Source organism: Bradyrhizobium sp. T-12, from assembly GCF_058314695.1.
In genome coordinates, this window is record NZ_CM177756.1 from 4867380 (window position 1) to 4888620 (window position 21241).

Here is a 21241-nt window from a genome sequence, read left to right on the forward strand (position 1 = left end):
ACGGGGATTTTACCAGTGCTAGCCTCGCCGGGCGGCCTTGTACACAGGCCATAGCCACGGCAGTTTTGCCCAACGATCTTGCCCGGGATTGCAGCCATGAACGTCCCGTCGCTGCCCACCTCCCTCGCCGAGCCGGTATCCGCCGAGGGCGTCGTCGCGGCCGGTGCCTATGTCGACGGCCGGCGCGTTGCCAATATCGCGATCAGCGAGGCCTCGAGCTGGCGCGCCAAGCCCGGCCACGTGGTCTGGATCGGCTTGCATGAGCCCGACATGGCGCTGCTCAGCGCGGTGCAGAAGCAGTTCGACCTGCACGAGCTCGCGATCGAGGACGCCAACCACGCCCATCAGCGTCCCAAGATCGAGCAATATGGCGAGGCTCTGTTCATCGTGGCGCGCACCGCGCAACTGATCGAGGGCCGCATCGCCTTCGGCGAGACCCACATCTTCGTCGGCGAAGGCTATCTGGTCTCGGTGCGCCACGGCGCTTCGACCTCCTACAAGCCGGTGCGCGAGCGTTGCGAGAGCTGCCCGCGAGCGCTGGCTCGCGGCGAGGATTACATCCTCTATGCCATCCTCGATTTCATCGTCGACAATTACTCGCCCGTGCTCGAGAGCATTCACGACGAGGTCGAAGGCATCGAGGATGACGTGCTGTCGAAGCCGATCAGCAAGGCGCAGATCGAGCGGCTCTACATGCTGCGCCGCGACCTCTTGCGGCTGCGCAACGCGATCGGGCCGCTGGTGGAGGTCTGCCGCCGGCTGGAGCATGACGAGCTGGCGATGGTGCGGCAGGCCATGCAGCCGCTATTCCGCGACGTCACCGACCACGTCCGCAACATCCAGGAGCGCATCGATTCCATGCGCGAGGTGCTGGCCTTCGCCTTCGAGGCAAGTCTTCTGGTCGGTCAGGCGCAGGAGACGGCGGTATCGAAGAAGCTCGCCTCCTGGCTTGCGATCATCGCGATCCCGACCGCGCTCGCCGGCATCTACGGCATGAACTTCAAGCACATGCCGGAGCTGGAATGGGAGTACGGCTACTTCATGCTGCTCGGCGTGATGCTGACCGCCTGCGGCGCGCTGTACTGGCGGTTTCGCCGCGCGGGATGGCTGTGAGCCGTCCTGCTCACCCGATCAGCTCGACCCGATAATTCTCGATCACGGTGTTCGCGAGCAGCTTGTCTGCGGCGTCCTTCAGCGCGGCTTCCGCCTTGGCCTTGTCGGCGCCGGCGAGCTCGATGTCGAACACCTTGCCCTGGCGGACGCTGGCGACGCCATCGACGCCGAGCGACTTCAGCGCGCCTTCGATGGCCTTGCCTTGCGGATCGAGGATGCCCGTCTTCAGGGTAACGGTGACACGTGCCTTCACGTCAAAATCCTCTTCAGCTCTTCACCAGCACCGGGCCGGAGCCCTGCGGACGCTCGTTCTCCATCAGGATGCCGAGACGCTTTGCAACTTCCGTATAGGCCTCGAGCAGACCGCCGAGATCCCTGCGGAAACGATCCTTGTCGAGCTTCTCGTTCGACTTGATGTCCCAGAGACGGCAGCTGTCCGGCGAGATCTCGTCGGCGACGATGATGCGCATCATCTCGTTCTCGAACAGGCGCCCGCATTCCATCTTGAAGTCGACGAGGCGGATGCCGATGCCGAGGAAGAGGCCGGTGAGGAAGTCGTTGACACGGATGGCGAGCGCCATGATGTCGTCGATCTCCTGGGGTGTCGCCCAGCCGAAGGCCGTGATGTGCTCTTCCGACACCATGGGATCGTTGAGCTGGTCGTTCTTGTAGTAGAATTCGATGATCGAACGGGGCAGCTGGGTGCCCTCCTCGATGCCGAGGCGCTGCGACAGCGAGCCGGCGGCGACGTTCCGCACCACCACCTCGAGCGGCACGATCTCGACCTCGCGAATCAACTGCTCGCGCATGTTGAGGCGACGGATGAAATGGGTCGGCACCCCGATGTCGTTGAGGTGCTGAAACAGGTACTCCGAGATCCGGTTGTTGAGGACACCCTTGCCCTCGATCACCTGATGCTTTTTCGCATTGAACGCGGTGGCGTCGTCCTTGAAGTGCTGGATCAGGGTACCGGGCTCCGGGCCTTCATACAGAACCTTTGCCTTGCCTTCATAAATACGACGCCGACGGCTCATGGGGATGTACCGTGTTTTGTTGAAATCCATGTATTTGGTGTGCTCCGGTTACTAGGATTTACGACCCACAGCGGAGCTGCCGTGAACAGCCCGGAACCCATCTATAAACCCTTGGAAACAGAACGGGAACCAAGCCTTTAGGCAACCTATCCGATTGGCTGTCCGAGCACAATCGATCCGGCCGTCCGGCGCCAACTTATACCGTCTTGCCTGCGGCTTAACGGCCCGTTGTTTTGCCGATATGTGCTATCTATGTAGGCACGCAGCCGGGCGGTCGCAACGGAAGGCGCCCCGCGCCATCAGAGGGATTTGGAACAAGGCATGAGCGAGTTCGACAAGCGCCAGGAAGGTTTCGAGAAGAAATACGCCCTCGACGAGGAGCAGAAATTCAAGGCGGAGGCCCGCCGCAACCGGCTGCTCGGGCTTTGGGCCGCCGAAAAGCTCGGCATCTCCGGCGATGCCGCCACCGCCTATGCCAAGGAAGTGGTTGCGGCCGACTTCGAGGAGGCTGGCGATGCCGACGTCGTGCGCAAGCTGACGGCCGATTTCGCCGCCAAGAACGTCGCCGTCACCGAGCAGGCGATTCGCGCCAAGATGAGTGAGCTGCTCGCGGTCGCAGCCGCCGAGGTCAAAGCCGGGAAATAATTGAGTTAAGCAAGGCGCCGGCGCGCAATACCCTTGCGCGCCGGTGATCGCTTTCCGCTGTCCCGCGTGGTCGGGACGTCCCGCCCGGCATAGTTGCGCCGGATGGTCTCGAGCAGGCGCTCGGCCGCAGCGCTCAGAAAACCACCGCGGCGCGTGACGAGAACGATGTCCTGATCCGCCGCAAGATCGTCCACCACGATCGTCGCGAGCGAGGCCGCACGCAGTTCCTCCGCCATGTGGCTCCGTGCCAGCAGCGCAACACCGAAGCCCGCCTCGACGAGCCGCTTCTGGGCGGTGAGGCTATCCACGGCCGTCCACTCCACTTCGCCGAGCCCTTGCGTGAGAAACAGCGCAAACACGTGGGCCGCGGCGATCTCGCGGCGCCCGCGCGTCGCCGGGAATGCGATCCAGCGCTCGCCGCTGAGCTCCGCGAGGCGCTTCACGCGCTTTCCAGCCAGAGGATGGTCGGGCGCACAGACCACCTGCAACGCCTCGCTCAGCACCAGCTCGCAGGTGAGGTCGCCGGAGCGGTCGGTGTTGTAACGCAGGCCGATCGTCGCCTCGCCGCGCCGGACGAGATCGCTGACCTCCGCGCTGGTCGCGGTCTGCAAGGCCAGCGTGACGGCCGGATTCTCCTTTGCGAACCGCTTCATGATGGTCGACAGGCGACTATCGGCCAGCGTTCCGGTCACCGCGAGCGACACCGGCCCTGCATTCTGCTTGGTCAATGCGCGGATCGCCTGTTCGGCGTCCTCTGCCGCGGCGACCGCGCGCTCGGCATAGGGAATCAGCACGCGTCCGGCATCGCTGAGCCGGGTGCGGCCTGCCACTCGTTCGAACAGGGGCACGCCGAGCTCATGCTCCAGCAGCGCGATGCGGCGCGAGATCGCCGGCTGCGAGCGGTGCAGGAATTTCGCGGCATTCGAAATCCCTCCCTTGCGATGAACGGTCAGGAAGGTGTTGAGGGCGTCACTGTCCATTGCGACCTCATGCAAGAAACTGATGTCTTCCGTAAGAATAACAAATTTGGCGGATGGCGAAAATGCTCCTAAGCCTGCCTCGACCGACAACACGGAGACGAGCCATGATGAGCCAGCTGGACAAGGCGACAGCGTTCCGCGCCCTGCACGCGCGCCGAGGCGCCTTCATCATTCCCAATCCATGGGACGCCGGCACCGCCAAGTTGCTCGCGGCGATGGGCTTCGAGGCCCTGGCGACGACGAGCCTCGGGGTCGCCAACATGCTTGGCAGGAGCGGCGTCAGCCTCGATGTCATCCTCGCCAACGCGCGCGCGATCGTCGAGGCGACCGACCTGCCCGTCAGTGTCGACCTCGAGAATTGCGGTGCGGACGAGCCGAAGCGTGCCGCCCAGGCGATACAGCGCGCCGCCGAGGCCGGCGCCGTCGGCGGCTCGATCGAGGATTTCAGCGGCGACCGCGATCGCCCCATTTACGACTTTTCCCACGCGGTCGAGCGCGTCCAGGCCGCTGTCGAAACGGCGCGTGCGCTGCCGTTTCCGTTCACGCTGACCGCGCGGGCCGAGAACTTCCTGCACGGCCGCAAGGACATCGACGACACGGTTCGCCGCCTGCAGGCCTTCGAGGCCGCGGGCGCCGATGTCCTCTATGCGCCCGGCCTGTACGACCTTGGCACGATCCGGACCGTCGTCTCCTCGCTCGGTAAGCCGTTCAACCACGTCATGGGCTTTGCCGACCCGACGCTGACGGCCGAGCAATTGTCGGACGCCGGCGTCAAGCGCATCAGCGTCGGCGGGGCGATGTCGCGCTACGCGCTTGCCGCGTTCCTGACCTGCGCGCGCGAGATGAAGGACAAGGGATCCTTCACCTATGTTCGCGAGATGGCAGAGGTCGGCGCGTTGCGCGCCGCCTTCGCCGCGGTCACTCCTCCTTGAAGCCGTATTCCGGCACGTTGCCGCTGGCGCCGTAATATTTGTACGGCAGGAATTTGCCGCTCATGGTGATCTTGACGCGGTCGCCCTTCGGGTTGGGCTGTCGTTCCATCACCATGTCGAAATCGATCGCCGACATGATGCCGTCGCCGTACTCCTCCTCGATCAAGGCCTTCCAGGCCGGCCCGTTCACCATCACGAGTTCGTAGAAGCGATAGATCAGGGGATCGGTCGGGGGCATCGGCATGCCGCGCATTGGCGTCTCGTTCAGCATGGCGACTTCAGCCTTCGACAGGCCGAACAGCTCGCCTGCATTGGCCGCCTGGGGCTTCGTCAGCTTCATCTGGCCGAGGATGGCGCCCGTGATCAGCACCTCGGAATAGCCGCCGATCTTGTCGCAGATGTGCTTCCAGCTCCAGCCCTTCTCGCGCTTGATGTCGAGCAGCTTTTCGGTGAGGTCTTCGCGTTTCATGTCAGGGTCTCCTCTCAGGCGGTGAGTCCGGGACTGGGCCCGGGTATCCAGGTCTGTCTTTGCTCCTCGACGTTCGAGGCGATCGTCAGCCCGGGCTTGCCGATATGTACCGTCGGCACGTTGCGTGGATCGTGGCCCAGCGTTTCGGCGGCAAAGGTCTTGCTGCGCGTCACCAGGAAATCGATGATGTGGTTGCGCAGCGCATAATAGAGCGGATGGCGGTGAAGATCGATGCGGCCGCGATCCCGCGGCAGCGGATTTTCGACGACCTCGGCCAGCACCGCACCCGGCCCGTTGGTCATCAGGAAGATCTTGTCGGCGAGATAGATCGCCTCGTCGACGTCGTGGGTGATCATGAATGCGGTCTGCCCGGTCTCGAGGCAGATACGCCGGACCTCGTCCTGCAGCGTGCCCCGCGTCAGCGCGTCCAGCGCCGAGAAGGGCTCGTCCATCAGCATCATCTTCGGCGTGATCGACAAGGCACGCGCGATACCGACGCGCTGCTTCATGCCGCCCGATAGTTCCGATGGCCGCTTGTGTTCGGAGCCGGCGAGGCCGACGAGATCGATGAAGTTCTGCGCGTGCGCCCTCACCTTGGCACGGTCCCAGCTTCGCCATTTCGAGCTCACGGCGTAGCTGACGTTGCCGAGCACGGTGCGCCAGGGCAACAGCGCATGGCTCTGGAAGATCACGGCACGATCGAGGCTGGTACCGGAGATCGCCTGTCCGTCGACGATGACCGCGCCCTCGCTCGGCGCGTCGAGGCCGGCGAGGATGTTGAGCACCGTGGTCTTGCCGCAGCCGGAATGGCCGATCACGCAGGCAAACTCGCCGCGCGCCATCGACAGCCAGAGATTCTCGAAGATGGTGGTCGTAGCGCCACCCGCGCCGGGATAACGCTTGGCGATGCCCTCGATGGAGATGAATTTATCGGTCATGTCTACTCCGGAAACGTGACCATGCGCGTGAAGCGCGCCAGAATCTGGTCGAGCAGCATGCCGATGACTCCGATCAGCAGGATTGCGATGATGACGTTGGTGATCGACAGATTATTCCACTCGTTCCAGACGAAATATCCGATGCCGGTGCCGCCGACGAGCATCTCGGCGGCGACGATGACGAGCCATGCGATGCCGACCGAGATGCGCATTCCGGTCAGGATCGTCGGCGCCGCGGCGGGGAGGATCACGGTGAAGGCGCGCCTGACGGTGCCGACTTCGAGCGTGCGCGCCACGTTGATCCATTCCTTGCGCACGCTGGCAACACCGAACACGGTGTTGAGCAGCATCGGCCAGATCGAGCAGATGAAGATGACGAAGATCGCCGAGACCGAGGAATCCTTGATGGTGTAGAGCGCGAGCGGCATCCAGGCCAGCGGCGAGATCGGCTTGAGCACCTGAATGAAGGGATCGAGCGCCTTGCTGAGCAGCGGCGACATGCCGATCAGGAAGCCGAGCGGGATCGCGACCAGCACTGCAAGCAGATAGCCGGTGCCGACGCGTGCGATCGAATAAGCGAGCTGGATGCCGAGGCCCTTGTCGTTCGGGCCGTTATCGTAGAATGGCCGTTTCAAATGCTCCAACAGCTTGGCGCCGACATCGAGCGGTCCCGGCATCGTTGATTTGCCCTGCGTCGCGGTGAGGCCCATCAGCTTGGCGTATTCCGGGCTCATCGTCGTGGTAGCACCGGTCGAGCGCGTGGCCAGGTGCCAGATGCCGAGAAACGCAGCGAGCAGCACGATGGAGACGAGGCCCGCACGGAGGCGGAGGGAGGAATTCATCGCGCCGACCTCACCGCATGTGTCCCGGACGCGATGCAGCACGCAATGCTGCTTCGCAGAGCCGGGGCCCAGCCGGGCCGGCTGGGTCCCGGTTCTGCGTCGCACCGCTTTGCGCTGCGCCGTGCCGGGGACACGAGAGCCCAGCCCATCACGACGCCTTCCTGATCTTGAAGCTCGCCACATAATCCTCCGGCTTGGCCGGATCGAACGTCTTGCCCATCACCGCGAAAGACTTGTAGGCGCTCGCCGGCGGCGACAGGCCCATTTCGGTCATCAGCTTCTTGGTGTCGGTGGCGAGATACACCTGCTCGGCGACGGCCTTGTAATCGACCTCGCCCTTGATCTGGCCCCAGCGCTTCATCTGCGTCAGCATCCACACCGCGAAGGACTGCCAGGGGAACGGATCGAAATCGACGCGCTTGGCATCGGTCTTCACCCCGCCGAGCCCGTCGGCATAGGTGCCGGTCAGCACCTGCTCGAGCACCGTCACCGGCGCGTTGATATAGTTGGCCGGCGCAATCGCTTCTGCGATCTGCTTGCGGTTCTCCGCTTTCGATGCAAAGGCGGTGGCATCGACGATGGCGCGCGTCAGCGCTGCAAAGCTGTTCGGTGCCGTCGTGATGAACTCGCGACTGGCGGCGAAGCTGCAGCAGGGATGGCCGTCCCAGATCTCCTTCGACAGGATGTGCATGAAGCCGACGCCGTCATAGATCGCGCGCTGGCAGATGTTGTCGGGAGCGAGGAAGCCGTCGATGTTGTCGGCGCGCAGATTCGCGACCATTTCCGGCGGCGGCACCGAGCGCAGCTGCACGTCGGTGTCGGGGTCGAGACCGTGCTCGGCGAGATAATACCGCAAGAGATAATTGTGCATCGAATAGTCGAAGGGAATTGCGAACTTCATCCCCTTCCAGTCCTTCGGATCGCGCTTGTCCTTGTGCTTCATGGCAAGCGTGATGCCCTGCCCGTTGATGTTCTCGATCGCAGGGACGGCAAATGGAACCGGGTTGGCACCCAGGCCGAGCGAGATCGCAATCGGCATCGGCGCAAGCATGTGCGCGGCGTCGTATTCCTTGTTGATGGTCTTGTCGCGAACCACGGCCCAGCCGGCGGTCTTGACCACCTCGACGTTCAGACCGTGCTTGGAATAGAATCCCATCGGGGCCGCCATGATGATGGGCGTGGCGCAGGTGATCGGGATGAAGCCGACCTTGAGGTCCTTTTTCTCCGGCGCGCCGGCTTGCGCAAACGCCTCGGTCGCGGTCTTGAGCGGGAAGAACTGCGACAGCGCGGCGAGCGCAGTGGAGGCCCCGACCGATTTCAGGAATGCGCGCCGCGCCCCATCCTGCGGAAACATGGCGCGCATCACGGCAGACGCAACCACGCCCTCGTAGCGCTTCTCCTCGCTCTCAACGGGCTCGCATCGCAGGGTCAACGCGGCCTCGTGCTCTCCCGCCGAAGCGTGCTGGCCGCACACACATCCGGACTGAAGATTGCGGTCGGCATCGAACGGATCGTTAAACGTGGACATGTTTCTGCGCCCCTTTGTCACACCGTGCGGCGGACGACGTTGTCCGCCGCGTCGGCTCAAAATTCCTTCGTGGCCCGGCTGCCCCCTTGCGCAGCCGGGCCACGGGAAACATGCAGGTTCTATGCCGCCTTGCCTGTTACCTGGGCAGCCACCGGCAGCCCCTGCTCAATCGGCAGCGACGGATCGCGCGACCATTCGTTCCAGGAGCCGAAATACATCCGCACGTCCTTCACGCCGGCGTTCTTCAGCGCCAGGAACGTGTTCGAGGCCCGCGCGCCCTTGAAGCAGTAGAGATAGACGGGTGTGGTCGGCGAGATGCCGACGGTGGCACATTCCGCCAAAATCTCGTCCTTGGACTTGAAGCGCGGGCCTTCCGCGGTCGGCTTCATCATGCGGTACCATTCCAGCCACACTGCGCCGGGGATACGGCCCTTGCGCGGGCAGAAATCCTTGCCGTAGGGCGAGGAGCTGTCGCCAATCCACTCGTCGACGTCGCGCACGTCTAGAATGGCAATGCCGGGCTTGCCGACCGCGGCGAGCATGGTCTTGGCGTCGATCAGGATCTCGCCGGCCTCGGGTACGATCGCGAAAGAGGCTTTCGCCGGCGCCGGGACATCCTTCGTCACCGGGAAGCCCGCGGCTGCCCACGCGTCGAAGCCGCCATGCAACACCTTGACCTTGGGATAGCCTAGCATGGTGAGGAGGTAGTAGCCGCGGCAGGACTGGCCGAAGCCGGAATTCATCGACTGCTCGTAGATCACGGCCGTTTCCTTGCCGGAGAGGCCGGCCGCGCCGAAAGCATCGGCGAATTTGGTCTTCAGCTCGCTGATGCCCTCCGGCGTCGAGGTTGCAAGGAACGTGAAGATCTCGTGCACGTTCACGGCATTGGGCAGGTGCCCGGCGGCATAAGCGTCGGGATTGCGGGTGTCGATCACGACACAGGGTTCAAGCTTCAAGAGATCGGCAAGTTCGCTGGCAGAAATCAGAACGTCCGTCATTGGCGGCCTCTCCGTTGAGGTTGGGGGTCTTCTGGGTGGACTCGTGAAGCTCAGCAATCGGCGAGCATCTTGCGCAGCTGCTTGGTAGCCGGCGTGACGATCGCAATGAAATAGGCCTCGCGCAGGCGCCGCTGCGCGCGGTGGCTCTTGAGGTAGCCGCGCGCGCCACAATGCAGCATCGCCGCATGCGCCGCCGCGACGCTGGCCTCGCCGGCGCGAAGCCTGAGCGCGATCACCTTGCGCCAGTAGGTTTCCTCCTCGTTGTAGGGATCGCGCGCCAGCGCCATGGTCTCGGCCTCGAGCTCGGCGGCGAGATCGCGGAAATGCACCGGCTGCTGCGGCAGATAGCGGTTGATATGGCCGAGGGGATTGTCCACCTCATCCATGATGTTGATGCAGTCCTTGATGAGGCCGAGCGCCGTGCCGGCCTGCAGCAGGATAAAGCCGGCGCGGATCTTCTTGACGAAGGGGCCGGCGGGATCGGCGAGGATCAATTCGTCCGGCACGAAGACGTCGCGGAACTGCACGCCATAGGTGCCGGTGCCGTCCATCGCCATGAACGGCTTGCACGGCGTCAGCGTGATCGCGGGATCGGCGCAATCGGCGAGGAACATCACCGTTTCCTCCGCGTCCTCGCGCTCGAAAATCGTGCCGAAGTAATGATCGGGACCGAGGTTGGAGACCCAGGGCAGCGCCCCCCGCACGACATAGCCACCCTCGACCCTGCGCCCCTTCAATTTCAGCTTCTCGATGCCGAAGAAGCTCTTCATCGGATTGGAGAGCCCGGTGCCGCCGAGCACCCGGCCGGTCGAGAAGGCATCGCCGAAGCGCTTGGCGAGCTTCAGGTTAGTCGAGTTGGCGGCGTACCAGACCAGCGTGTTCTGGCACCAGGCCATAAAGGCCGTGGCTCCGCAGACCTCTCCGATCGCCTCCATGGCCTGGATCGCGCAGCGCAGGTCGGCGGGCCCCTCTTGCGGGACGTGACTTCCCCAGGCGCCGACCTCGCCGAATTTGCGCAGCACGTCGGCTGGATAGACCGAACCGTCGTCGATGCCGGCCGCGAGCGGCGCGAGTTGCTCCCGTGCGATCCGCGCCACTTCTCCTGCAATGGAAGGTGCGGGCTGATCCAGAACTTCGACCCGCGATAAAGCCAGTGAACCCATGATCGTCTCCCGCACCTTGTCCTGGTTGCTATTCAGCTAGATGCCGATCTCGAGATTGACCGGACGGGTGAAGGTGTTGGCGACCGGCGACCATTTCTTGACATGGGCGACCAGCGCGTCGATCTCGTCCTGCGCGATGCCCTCGCATTCCATGTCGACCTTGACGCGGACGTCGGTGAAGCCGACGGGCTTGTCGGAGGTGTCGCCGGTGCCCCACACCGCGGTGATGTTGAGGTCGCCTTCGAGCTCCAGCTCGAGCTTGTTGACGATCCAGCCGCGGTGCACCGCATTGGCGTGCAGGCCAACTGCAAGGCACGAGCCGAGCGCGGCGAGCGAGGCTTCCGACGGATTGGGGGCGGTGTCGTCGCCCAGGAGCCCCGGCGGCTCATCGACGATGTAGGGCGGCAGACTGCGGATATAGTTGGCGTGGCGGAACTTGCCTTCCGCGACCGTCTTGCACTTCAAGGTCTTGACGACCTTCGGATTAGCCTTGCCGCTCGCGATCAGTTGCTCGAGGCCATTCTTGTCGATGGGCGCAAGGCACCCCGTCAGCACTGTCTTTTGAACGACGGCAGTCATCTTTTTCTCCCTGGCAGCCGTGAAAAACGGCAGGATACCGAACGGTCTGTTTCCTTGCATAGGGCGTGCCAAAGCGGGCGGAAAACGAAATGCGAGGCGATGGAGCCGCTTAAGCGTCGCTGCCCGCGGATTGATCAGCCGCGCTCTGCTCAAAGGCGATGCAGATGCGCGCGCCGATGCGAATCTTTTCGGCGCGAAACAGATGCGGCTTGATGATACCGCGCGGCTGCGGGTAAGTTCGTCGCCATGGCCAAGACGTCATCGAAGAAGACCTCGCCCCACGCCGCCATCGGCGACGACGAATCCGCGCGCGGGCGCCTGCTCAGCGCCGCATCGCATCTGTTCTGCAAGAACGGAATCAATGCCACCGGTATCGATGCGATCATCGAGGAGGCCGGCACCGCGAAGACCACGCTCTACAAGCTGTTCGGCTCCAAGACCAACCTCGTCAACGCAGTGCTGGAGAGCGAAGGCAAGCAGTGGCGCGAATGGTTCATCGCCGCCATGGAGGAAGGCGGCGGCGACGCGCAGGCCAAGCTGGCGCGCATCTTCCCGGCGCTGAAGAGCTGGTTTGGCGAAGAGCGCTTCTACGGCTGCCCCTTCATCAACGCCGTCGGCGAGCACGACAAGGACGCCAAGCAGTTCCGGAACATCGCGCTGAAGCACAAGAAGATCGTGCTCGGCCACATCGAGAAGCTCGCCGGCGAGCTCGGATCAAACGAGCCGGTCGTGCTCGCGCATCAACTCGGCCTCCTCATCGATGGCGCGATCGTCGCCGCGATGGTGTCGCGCGATCCCGGCGTCGCCGATACGGCCGCGCTCGCTGCGGGCCCCCTGCTCGGTCAGGCAAAGACGAAGAAGAGGCGCGGGGCGGAGCATTTGGAGGCGGTGTGATCGCTCTCACTTTGTAGCCCGCATGGAGCGGAGCGGAATGCGGGAACACCCTCCCGGATTGCGCTCCGCTCCATCCGGGCTACGGCGGAGGACGATTCAACGTCTCCACAAACTGCCCGATCGCCGCCAGCACCGGCTGCTGATCGCCTGCGAAGAACCAGTGATCCTCGCCATCGAGCTCGACGAACTGCGCACCCTTGATCCGGCTCGCGATATCGCGCCCGGCGGCGATCCGCACGGCCCGGTCGCCGCGCCGGTGCAGCACCAGCGTCGGCACGGTGATCTCCGGCAGAAGGTGCCGCACGTCGGCGTCGCGAAAGGCTTCGAGCACGGCCGAGATGCCGCCGGGACTGGACGCCGCGCGCAGCAATCCGGCCCACCAGGCGCGCGCCTTCGGATCGCCCGCAAGGCTCGGCGCGAAGGTCTCGATCCCGACCGGCCCGCCCCATTGCGCGACCAGATGCCTACTCCAGGCGTCATACTGACTGGCGCGCAAGGCATGCGGGTAATCCTCCGACCAGCATCCCTTGGCCAAGGCGCCGAACAGGATGAGCCCGGCCACGACGCGCGGCTGATCGACCGCAAATTTGACGCAAGCTGGCCCGCATTCGGACGCGCCGAACAGTACGACGCGGCGGGAATCCACCGCGCGCAGCACGGTGCCGATATCCTCCGCGGTGACGTCGATACCAGGCGCCGATCCGACCCGGTCGGACAGCCCGATCCCACGACGATCGAACACGATGAGGCGCCCGAGCTTCATCAATGACGCCAGGAACGTCCGGCTCGCAGGGCTCTCCCAGGCACGCTCCACATGCGACACGAAGCCCGGCATCACCAGAATATCGAGCGGGCCGCTGCCATAGGTCTGATAGGCCAGATGCACGCCGACGCCCTTCACGTAGCGCGTCGTCGGAGCGGCGTGCGGTGCTGCGGCCGGACTCATGAGCGCCTCGGTCTCGGCCTCCGGTGCGACCCCGAGCTCGTCCCGCAGCCGCTGCGTGAGTGCCGCGTGATGACGTTCTGCCGCGCTTCGGTCGCCTGATAGCAGCAGGCTGCGGATCAAGTGCCGGCCATAGACTTCGCTGAGCGGATCGAGCTCGACCAGGCGCTGCGCATGTGCCGTCGCGGCAAAATGATCTCCGGCCGCGTTCTTGTCCTGCACGAGACGCTCCAGCGCATGCACCAGCCGTCCCCGCAGCGCCTCGCGGCGGAAGAACGCCCAGTCGTCGAACTCGGGGCAGTCTCCCGGCGCGAAGCCCGCCAGGAAGTCGCCCCGGTAGATCAGGCACGCTTGTTCGAACGCGCCGCGATCGCAGGAATCCTCGAACAGACGCGAGTCGAGCTTCAGCTCGACGTCCGGCGACCATTTCAGACTGGTGCGGTCGGTCTCGAACACCGCTTGGCCCAGCGTGAGCTCGACGCGGTGAAGCAGCCGCCGCAAGCGCGCAAGGCCGGTCTCCCGGGGCGTCTCCGGCCACAGCAGCGTGGCCATGATTTCGCGCGCGACGGCGCCCTTGGCCTCCCCGAGATAGACCAGCAGCGCAAGCCCCTTGCGCAAGGCCAGCTTGATCGGGCGGCCGTCGGCGTAGAGCTCGGGGAACCCGAACGTCTCCAGCGAGAAAGCCGTCATGGAAATCCTCTTCTTCCGGCTTGCGTTCTCCGGGGGACGCGCAGGGGACGGTCCGGCGGATACGGTCGGGCCAGATCGAGCCTGCTCGCCGGCGAGCGCCCAGGCTCTGCATGCGGCACCGTCGCCATCGGCACAATAGGAAAACCCATGTTCGCACGCCTCGCAATCCTGCTCTACGCCCTCGTGAGCTATGCCGTCTTCACGGTTTCATTTCTCTACGCGCTCGGTTTCGTCGGCAATTATGTCGTGCCGAAGTCCATCGATGTCGGCCCCGCTTCGAATGTAAGCGAGGCCGTCGTCGTCGACCTCCTGCTGATGAGCCTGTTCGCCATCCAGCACAGCGTCATGGCGCGTCCGGCCTTCAAGCGATGGCTGGCCGCATTCATTCCCGAGGCCTGCCAGCGCAGCACCTATGTGTTGCTCTCGAGCCTGATCCTCCTCTTGCTGTTCTGGCAATGGCGGCCGATCCCTGCACCGGTCTGGCAGGCGAGCGGTACTGCGGCGGGGGTGCTGACCTCCGTGCATTGGCTCGGCTGGCTGATCGCGTTCGCCTCGACCCACATGATCGATCATTTCGATCTGTTCGGCTTGCGCCAGGCTCTTTCCGCGCTGCGCGGGGCCGAGATGCCTGGCCATTCGTTCCGGACGCCGCTGCTCTACAAGATCGTGCGACATCCGATCATGCTCGGCTTCCTGCTCGCGTTCTGGGCCACGCCCGAGATGACGGAAGGGCACCTGCTGTTCGCGCTCGCCAACACGGCCTACATCCTGGTCGCATTGCAGTTCGAAGAACGGGACCTCATCGCTGTATTCGGGGCGACGTATCAGGACTATCGCCGGCGCGTTCCGATGCTGGTGCCGGGCCTGTTCGCGCGCCGCCGCAGCGAAGATCGCCGGCCTGTGGGAGCGCCCCGATGAAAGCCGTGCTGTGCCATTCGTTCACCGGGCCCGGCGATCTGCGTCTCGGTGAGATCACCGAGCCCCGGCCCGCCGCTGACGAGATCCTCATCGACGTCCATGCCGCGTCGGTCAGCTTCATGGACCAGCTGCTGGTCTCCGGCCTCTACCAGATGCGGCCGCCGACGCCTTTCGTGCCCGGCACCGAAGCATCCGGAACCGTCGTCGCCATCGGCGACAAGGTGACAAGGTTCGCCCCCGGCGATCGCGTGGCCTGCAGCAGCTGGACCGGCGGCTACGCCGAGCGGATGATTGCGAAAGAATCGAAGAGCGTGCGCCTGCCGGATGGCGTCGCATTCGAAGCGGCGGCCACGGTGCTGCACAATTACGGCACGGCCCATTACGCGCTGGTCGAGCGGGCACGGGCACAGCGCGGCGAAACGTTGTTCGTCACGGGCGCGGCCGGCGGGGTTGGCCTTGCCGCCGTCGATCTCGGCCGGCATCTCGGCCTGCGCGTCGTCGCCGGCGTCGGCGCCGACGACAAAGCGGCCCTGGTCCGCGGTTACGGTGCCAGCGAGGTCATCAACTATCGCAGCGAGGATCTGCGCGAGCGGATCAAGGCGATCACATCGGGAGAAGGCATCGACATTGGCTTCGACAATGTCGGCGGCGCGATCTTCGAGCAGATGGCCCGGCTGATGGCCTGGGGCGGGCGCCTGATGCCGATCGGCTTCACCGGCGGCGAGATTCCGTCCCTTCCGATGAACCTGCCGCTGCTGAAGAACTATTCCATCGTCGGTGTCTTCGCCGGTGCCTGGGCGGAGAAATACTCTGATGAAGCCGCGCGGATGAACGACACGCTGATGCAAATGCTGGCCGAAGGACAAATCCGTCCGCATATCGACCGCGTCCTCCCTTTGGAGGAGGCTGCGGACGCCATGCGCGCCGTCGCCAACCGCACGGTTCAGGGAAGAATCGTGCTCAGGATTCGATAGAGTGGGCTGGCAACGGCAACAAAGGGACGTCAGACGTTGACAGAAATCATCATCGCCAAGCGCTATTGCGGCCCTCCGAACTCCGGCAACGGCGGCTATGTCTGCGGCCGGCTCGCCCGGCACATTCCCGGCGGCGCAGAGGTGACGCTGCGCGCGCCGCCTCCGCTGGACACGCCGCTCGATGCGGCCGCGACCGACGACGGCATGTGGGAGCTTCGCGACGGCGCCAAGGTCGTTGCGACAGGCAGGGCGGCGAATGTCGGGCTCACCCGGATCGAGACGGCCAGCCTGCAGGACGCTCGCGCGGCCGGATTGCTGGCGCTGTTCGAACCGCAAGAGCATCCGCTGCCGAACTGCTTCGTCTGCGGCCCCGCGCGTGCGCAAGGCGACGGCCTGCGCATCTTCACCGGGCCGCTCAGCCGCCGGCGAGAGAACGCCGTTCTTGCGGCGAGCTGGACGCCGGATCCGGACCTCGCCGCCGAGGACGGCTTGGTCGCTTCTGAATTCCTCTGGTCGGCGCTCGACTGCCCCACCGGCTTCGCCTGCAATTGCAATCAGCAGAGCGGCACCTACGACAAGACACCGCTCCTTCTCGGACGGATGGCGGCCCGGATCGAGGCCCGCCCCCGCCCCGGCGAGCCCTGCATCATCACGGCCTGGCCCACCGGCCGCGACGGCCGCAAGCGGACCGCGGACGCGGCGCTGCATGATGAAGGTGGCAGGTTGCTGGCGGTAGCGCGGACAACATGGATCGCAGTGGAGCGCGACGTGCTGCTCGGGCGATAGATGCGTGAGGGTGGAGTAGCCGAAGGCATAATCCAGCACGGCTCTTTCCGTTCGGATCGCAAAGAGGCGGGTTACGCTACGCCAACCGCCCTGCGAACTACAAGCGCGGTCCCGCGGGGTGTGTCCACGACTTCTGTTTCAGCTCCCTTGATCGAGAGGGTGGGTACATTTTCGCTTTCGCTCTTCGAGCTACGGCGGACAAGTCGCTTTGCCGACCCTGCGAGACCTTCCGCGACGGCACCTACGTTGCCTGCTCCACCATCTCCTGCAGCCGCACCAACTCCGCCTCCAGATCCCTCTCCACATCCGCGGCGCGAATGTCCAGCACCCGATAGTCGCGCGCTTCCAGCCAGCTCCGCCGCCCCGCACGGTCGGCCGCGATCGCCTCGCCCTCGCCCGGGTTGACCAGCTCGATCGCAATCCGGTGCGGGAAGGAGACGAAGTCCGGGATGTGCCGCCCGACCGGGGTCTGTCGTTTGAACTGCCCGGCGAAGCGGCGGTCGCGGGTCAGCGCCTGCCAGAGCAGCCGCTCGGCGTCGGTCGGGTTGCGGCGGAGCAGACGGGCGAGGCCGCGCACGGTCGAGCCGCTGTCGGGCGTCCCGCTGCCATGCTCGGCCAGCAGTGCGCGCAGGCGCGTCGCCTGCTCGCCGTCGAGCACGCCGCCCTTGGCCGGTCCCTTGCGCCCCTCGGCAATCGCCATCACCACGCCGTGGAGGGTGTGCATGTCCTGCTTGGTCGGCTCCATCCGCGTGAAGATGTTGCGCAGGTTCACCAGCATGGTGTCGCGCTTCTCGGCCGGCCGCAAAAATTCCACCTTGTCGAGCTCGCGCACGAGGTTGTCGAAGAAGGCCTGCATCTGGTGCTGCGAGGCGCGCTCGGAGCGCTCCGGCATGGCGTGCGGCAGCTCGCCGGAGGTCGCGCGCTTGAACCATTCATAGCCGACCAGCAGCACGGCCTGGGCGAGGTTGAGCGAGGCAAAGCCCGGATTGACCGGGAAGGTGATGATGCGGTTGGAGAGCCCGACCTCCTCATTGGTCAGCCCCCAGCGCTCCCTGCCGAACAGGATACCGGCCTTGCCTCCTGCGGCGACGTGCCCGGCGATCTCGCTGGCCGCAGCCTCCGGCCCGACCACCGGCTTGGCCTGGTCGTGAGGGCGCGCGGTGGTGGCGAACAGGAGGTCGAGGTCGGCGACCGCCTCTTCCACCGTGCCAAACAATTCGACCTTTTCCAGAATGTGGTCGGCGCCGGCCGCGGCGCGCTGGGCGGCGATGTTGGGCCAGCCGTCCCGGGGGTTGACGATGCGAAGGGCGGACAGCGCAAAATTGCCCATGGCCCGCGCGGCCATGCCAATGTTTTCACCGAGCTGCGGTTCGACCAGGATCACGATGGGACCGCCGAGGGACAGGCCCGTTTTGCTCTTGTCAGTCCCCGACATCTCGCTTCGCTTTCACGCTTCGTCTCAAGGCCTTGGCAAGGCCGCCTGAGGAATTGATTCAGGGCGGCCCCAGGATCGGGGCCTGCCCTCGCGGTCTGTCGTTTGCCTGTCCTGACGAAATTCTCAAGGGAAATAACGGGTTGGATTCGACTTTTGAATCGATGCGGGATCCCCCGGATTCGGCCCTGCGGCAGGGCGGCTCCCCGCCCCCCGTCTGGGGAAGCTGGATGAGCTAAAAGTGCATAATCCCTTGGCTTTCGCCCGCCGCGTCTGGGTGCTAAGAGGCGGCGGATATTCCCGTGGCGCGTCAAAAGCGCCGTTCCAAGAGGCTTCCCCGATCATGGCAAAAATCAAGGTATCCAATCCCGTCGTCGAACTCGATGGCGACGAGATGACCCGGATCATCTGGCAGTACATCAAGGACAAGCTGATCAACCCGTTCCTGGATGTCGAGCTGCTCTATTTCGACCTGGGCATGGAATACCGCGACCACACCAACGATCAGGTCACGATCGACGCGGCCGAGGCCATCAAGAAGGTCGGCGTCGGCGTCAAGTGCGCCACCATCACCCCCGACGAAGCCCGGGTGAAGGAGTTCAACCTCAAGCAGATGTGGAAGTCGCCGAACGGCACCATCCGCAACATCCTCGGCGGCTGCATCTTCCGCGAGCCGATCATCTGCAAGAACGTGCCGCGCCTGGTTCCCGGCTGGAGCAAGCCGATCATCATCGGCCGCCACGCCTATGGCGATCAGTACCGCGCCACCGACATCAAGTTCCCGGGCAAGGGCACCCTCTCGATGAAGTTCGTCGGCGAGGACGGCACCGTGATCGAGAAGGAAGTGTTCAAGGCCCCCGGCGCCGGCGTCGCCATGGAGATGTACAATCTCGACGACTCCATCATCGACTTCGCCCGCGCCTCGTTCAACTACGGCCTGCTGCGCAACTACCCCGTCTATCTCTCGACCAAGAACACGATTCTGAAGGTCTATGACGGCCGCTTCAAGGACATCTTCCAGGACATCTTCGACCGCGAGTTCAAGAAGGAATTCGACGCCAAGGGTCTGACCTACGAGCACCGCCTGATCGACGACATGGTGGCCTCGGCGCTGAAATGGTCCGGCGGCTATGTCTGGGCCTGCAAGAACTACGACGGCGACGTGCAGTCCGACACGGTCGCGCAGGGCTACGGTTCGCTCGGCCTGATGACCTCGGTGCTGCTGACCCCCGACGGCAAGACCGTCGAGGCGGAAGCAGCCCACGGCACGGTGACCCGCCACTACCGCGAGCACCAGAAGGGCAAGGAGACCTCGACCAACTCGATCGCGTCGATCTTCGCCTGGACGAGAGGCCTCGCCCACCGCGCCAAGCTCGACAACAATGCCGAGCTCGCCAAGTTCGCCAACACGCTGGAGAAGGTCTGCGTCGACACCGTCGAGGCCGGCTACATGACCAAGGACCTCGCGCTGCTGGTCGGCGCCGACCAGCGCTGGCTCTCGACCACCGGCTTCCTCGACAAGGTCGCCGAGAACCTCACCAAGGAGCTGGCGGCGTAAGCCGACCGCAATTTCGCCCGACTGGGCCAGACATCATCACGGGCCGCGCCTTCAAGCGCGGCCCGTTTCTTTTGAGGCCCCCGCGCGGAGATGCGACCATGTCGATCAAGCTTGCCGTCCCCTGCCTGTTGCTGCTCGCTGGCCCGGCTTTGGCCGCCGACCCGCTTCCCGACGCCATCGCAGCCCCCGGCGAGAGCATCGTGCTCAGCGTCCACGCCGAGGGCGCGCAGGTCTATGAGTGCAAGGCTGGCGCCGACGGCAAGCTCGGCTGGGCCTTCCGCGAGCCGATCGCGACGCTGCTGTCCGAGGGCAAGACGGTCGGACGACACTATGCCGGCCCGAACTGGGAGCTCACCGATGGCAGTGCGGTGGTCGGCAAGGCCGCCGGCAACGCGCCCGGCGCGACGGCGGCCGACATCCCCTGGCTGAAGCTGGAGGTCACCGCCCGCCGCGGCAGCGGCACCCTGACGCCGGTCACGACGGTCCAGCGCATCAATACCCATGGCGGCAAGCTCGACGAGTGCTTGCGACAAGGCCGGCGCGTTCAGAAGCGCACCCTACACGGCCGAGTATGTTTTCCTGAAGAAGGGCTGACCGCTCAGCGGTCGGTGTCGTCCTTCTCCGCCTGCGCCAGCTCCGCCAGCGCGAGGTCGCCGGTGTCGGCGAGCCTCGCCTTGGCGGTTTCGTGGACGTGGTCGGCGAGCGTCGGCATGCGCGCGATCAAGGCGTGAAAATCCTGGGCGTCGAGCACGAGCAGGCGCGTCTTGCGCGTCGCCGTCACCGTGCCGCTGCGTTTTGTTTTATGCAGCAACGCGATCTCACCGAAGAAGGTGCCGTCGGCAAGCCGCACATGCTGGCTCGGCAGCGCGATCTCGACCTCGCCGGCCGTGATGAAATACATCGAGGACGCTGCATCACCCCGCCGCACCAGGATCTCGCCCTGCTCGATCGTGCGCGCGCGCAGCAGCCGCATGATGTCGGCGATCTCCGCGGCCGACAGATGCGAGAACAGCGGCACCCGCGCCAGCATGCCCCAGGTGACGACGAAGTCGCGCCGCTTCACCTCCTCGGCAAAGGCGGTCGAGATGATCGCGACCGGCAGCGCGATCATCGCAAAGCCCGAGATGATGGCGAAGGTGGAGACGAGCTTGCCGAGCGGCGTCACCGGCACCACATCGCCATAGCCGACGGTGCCGAGCGTCACGATCGCCCACCACATCGCCTGCGGGATGGTGCCGAGCTTGTCCGGCTGCACGTCGCGCTCGATGGCGTAGAGCAGCGAGGCGAAGGTCAGGACCGCGCCGATCAAGATGACGATGCAGCCGATCAGCGCCCGCCGTTCGGCATGCACGGCGGCGAGCAGCGAGCGCATCGCCGGCGAGTACCGTATCAGCTTGAAGAACGGCAGCACGCCGAGCGCTGCCAGCGTCGCGTGCCGGCCGGTGGCGAGCACGATGGCCGCAGGCAGGAATGCCATGAGGTCGATGATGCCGAGCGCCGACAGGGCATAGCCGAGCCGGTCGGACAGCGCGGACGCCTTGCGGGGAGTGTGGCCCGCCACGGTCCACAGCCGCGCCAGATATTCCAGCGCGAACACGATCACGGACATGATGGTGATGGCTTCGAACAGCGCGCCGAACTGCGCGTCCAGCTCCGGCACCGAAGCGAGGATCATCGCGACCACATTGAGCACGATGACGCCGATGATGATCTGGATGAAGCGCGACCCGGCCGAATAGGCCAGCGGGTCGTGCTCCAGCAATTCGTAGAGGCGATCCCTCACATCGGGATCGCGAAGCCCACGCCCTCGCGGACCGGGGCGCAT

General features: G+C 65.0%; 21 protein-coding genes and 1 pseudogene. 9 read left to right on the plus strand and 13 right to left on the minus strand.

Features of this window, described 5'->3' with window-relative positions; genetic code table 11:
• The first annotated feature begins 96 nt into the window (after positions 1-96).
• Positions 97-1113: a magnesium and cobalt transport protein CorA gene (locus tag AC0WRY_RS23275; RefSeq protein WP_194403144.1), complete on the plus strand. Its 1017-nt coding sequence runs from the start codon at positions 97-99 to the stop codon at positions 1111-1113.
• A gap of 10 nt (positions 1114-1123) precedes the next feature.
• Here the strand turns inward: AC0WRY_RS23275 and purS are convergent, their stop codons facing one another.
• The gene (purS, locus tag AC0WRY_RS23280) at positions 1124-1366 is read right to left on the minus strand and encodes a phosphoribosylformylglycinamidine synthase subunit PurS (RefSeq protein WP_007602264.1); all 243 of its coding nucleotides are present in this window, start codon (positions 1364-1366) and stop codon (positions 1124-1126) included.
• A 13-nt stretch (positions 1367-1379) separates the two neighbouring features.
• Complete coding sequence (purC, locus tag AC0WRY_RS23285) at positions 1380-2147, minus strand: phosphoribosylaminoimidazolesuccinocarboxamide synthase (protein ID WP_173015815.1); 768 nt, start codon at positions 2145-2147, stop codon at positions 1380-1382.
• 321 nt (positions 2148-2468) lie between these two features.
• Here purC and AC0WRY_RS23290 point away from each other — a divergent pair, with 321 nt between their 5' ends.
• Positions 2469-2792, plus strand: a complete 324-nt coding sequence (locus AC0WRY_RS23290) for a DUF1476 domain-containing protein (protein WP_194403145.1) — start codon at positions 2469-2471, stop codon at positions 2790-2792.
• Positions 2793-2797: 5 nt separating this feature from the next.
• Here AC0WRY_RS23290 and AC0WRY_RS23295 read toward each other — a convergent pair whose 3' ends face one another.
• Positions 2798-3772, minus strand: a complete 975-nt coding sequence (locus AC0WRY_RS23295) for a LysR family transcriptional regulator (RefSeq protein ID WP_491121100.1) — start codon at positions 3770-3772, stop codon at positions 2798-2800.
• 104 nt (positions 3773-3876) lie between these two features.
• On the opposite strand from AC0WRY_RS23295, the gene AC0WRY_RS23300 reads away from it, so the two are divergent.
• Positions 3877-4704 (plus strand): isocitrate lyase/PEP mutase family protein, encoded by an 828-nt coding sequence (locus AC0WRY_RS23300; RefSeq protein ID WP_491121102.1) that lies wholly within the window; start codon positions 3877-3879, stop codon positions 4702-4704.
• Here the strand turns inward: AC0WRY_RS23300 and cynS are convergent.
• The 7 genes from cynS to AC0WRY_RS23335 all read right to left on the minus strand — a co-directional run bounded on the left by cynS (position 4691) and on the right by AC0WRY_RS23335 (position 11221).
• Positions 4691-5173 carry a cyanase gene (gene cynS / locus AC0WRY_RS23305; RefSeq protein WP_194403148.1) on the minus strand — a complete coding sequence of 161 codons (483 nt, stop codon included), beginning with the start codon at positions 5171-5173 and terminating at the stop codon, positions 4691-4693. The genes AC0WRY_RS23300 and cynS overlap by 14 nt on opposite strands.
• Before the next feature lie 14 nt (positions 5174-5187).
• A complete protein-coding gene (locus AC0WRY_RS23310) occupies positions 5188-6111 on the minus strand; it encodes an ABC transporter ATP-binding protein (RefSeq protein WP_491121105.1) in 924 nt (307 codons plus the stop codon).
• A gap of 2 nt (positions 6112-6113) precedes the next feature.
• Positions 6114-6953 carry a nitrate ABC transporter permease gene (gene ntrB, locus AC0WRY_RS23315; protein WP_313754867.1) on the minus strand — a complete coding sequence of 280 codons (840 nt, stop codon included), beginning with the start codon at positions 6951-6953 and terminating at the stop codon, positions 6114-6116.
• Between the two features lie 148 nt (positions 6954-7101).
• Positions 7102-8481, minus strand: a complete 1380-nt coding sequence (locus AC0WRY_RS23320; RefSeq protein ID WP_491121107.1) for a CmpA/NrtA family ABC transporter substrate-binding protein — start codon at positions 8479-8481, stop codon at positions 7102-7104.
• Between the two features lie 119 nt (positions 8482-8600).
• Positions 8601-9479 (minus strand): sulfurtransferase, encoded by an 879-nt coding sequence (locus tag AC0WRY_RS23325; RefSeq protein ID WP_194403152.1) that lies wholly within the window; start codon positions 9477-9479, stop codon positions 8601-8603.
• 50 nt (positions 9480-9529) lie between these two features.
• Entirely contained in the window at positions 9530-10642 is a 1113-nt protein-coding gene (locus tag AC0WRY_RS23330) for an acyl-CoA dehydrogenase family protein (protein WP_491121110.1), read from the minus strand.
• A 36-nt stretch (positions 10643-10678) separates the two neighbouring features.
• Positions 10679-11221 carry an OsmC family protein gene (locus AC0WRY_RS23335; protein ID WP_491121112.1) on the minus strand — a complete coding sequence of 181 codons (543 nt, stop codon included), beginning with the start codon at positions 11219-11221 and terminating at the stop codon, positions 10679-10681.
• 246 nt (positions 11222-11467) lie between these two features.
• Between AC0WRY_RS23335 and AC0WRY_RS23340 the strand changes: the two genes are divergently transcribed.
• A complete protein-coding gene (locus AC0WRY_RS23340) occupies positions 11468-12115 on the plus strand; it encodes a TetR/AcrR family transcriptional regulator (protein ID WP_194403155.1) in 648 nt (215 codons plus the stop codon).
• 79 nt (positions 12116-12194) lie between these two features.
• Here the strand turns inward: AC0WRY_RS23340 and AC0WRY_RS23345 are convergent, their stop codons facing one another.
• Positions 12195-13748, minus strand: coding sequence for a bifunctional AfsR/SARP family transcriptional regulator/alpha/beta hydrolase (locus AC0WRY_RS23345; protein WP_491121114.1), 1554 nt, complete (start codon positions 13746-13748; stop codon positions 12195-12197).
• Positions 13749-13895: 147 nt separating this feature from the next.
• Between AC0WRY_RS23345 and mddA the strand changes: the two genes are divergently transcribed.
• Genes mddA through AC0WRY_RS23360 form a run of 3 tightly spaced genes read left to right on the plus strand, consistent with a single transcriptional unit; the run spans position 13896 to position 16426 of the window.
• A complete protein-coding gene (gene mddA, locus AC0WRY_RS23350; protein ID WP_491121116.1) occupies positions 13896-14666 on the plus strand; it encodes a methanethiol S-methyltransferase in 771 nt (256 codons plus the stop codon).
• Entirely contained in the window at positions 14663-15640 is a 978-nt protein-coding gene (locus AC0WRY_RS23355) for an NADPH:quinone oxidoreductase family protein (protein WP_491121118.1), read from the plus strand. The genes mddA and AC0WRY_RS23355 overlap by 4 nt, the downstream gene beginning before the upstream one ends.
• Before the next feature lie 36 nt (positions 15641-15676).
• Positions 15677-16426 carry a hotdog family protein gene (locus AC0WRY_RS23360; protein WP_491121120.1) on the plus strand — a complete coding sequence of 250 codons (750 nt, stop codon included), beginning with the start codon at positions 15677-15679 and terminating at the stop codon, positions 16424-16426.
• Between the two features lie 241 nt (positions 16427-16667).
• Here the strand turns inward: AC0WRY_RS23360 and AC0WRY_RS23365 are convergent, their stop codons facing one another.
• Complete coding sequence (locus AC0WRY_RS23365; protein ID WP_491121122.1) at positions 16668-17861, minus strand: TrmJ/YjtD family RNA methyltransferase; 1194 nt, start codon at positions 17859-17861, stop codon at positions 16668-16670.
• 340 nt (positions 17862-18201) lie between these two features.
• Between AC0WRY_RS23365 and AC0WRY_RS23370 the strand changes: the two genes are divergently transcribed.
• Positions 18202-19416 (plus strand): NADP-dependent isocitrate dehydrogenase, encoded by a 1215-nt coding sequence (locus tag AC0WRY_RS23370; protein WP_211418936.1) that lies wholly within the window; start codon positions 18202-18204, stop codon positions 19414-19416.
• A gap of 98 nt (positions 19417-19514) precedes the next feature.
• Positions 19515-20010, plus strand: a pseudogene (locus AC0WRY_RS23375) (DUF3455 domain-containing protein).
• A gap of 4 nt (positions 20011-20014) precedes the next feature.
• Here the strand turns inward: AC0WRY_RS23375 and AC0WRY_RS23380 are convergent.
• Positions 20015-21241 carry a cyclic nucleotide-gated ion channel gene (locus tag AC0WRY_RS23380; RefSeq protein WP_194403163.1) on the minus strand — a complete coding sequence of 409 codons (1227 nt, stop codon included), beginning with the start codon at positions 21239-21241 and terminating at the stop codon, positions 20015-20017.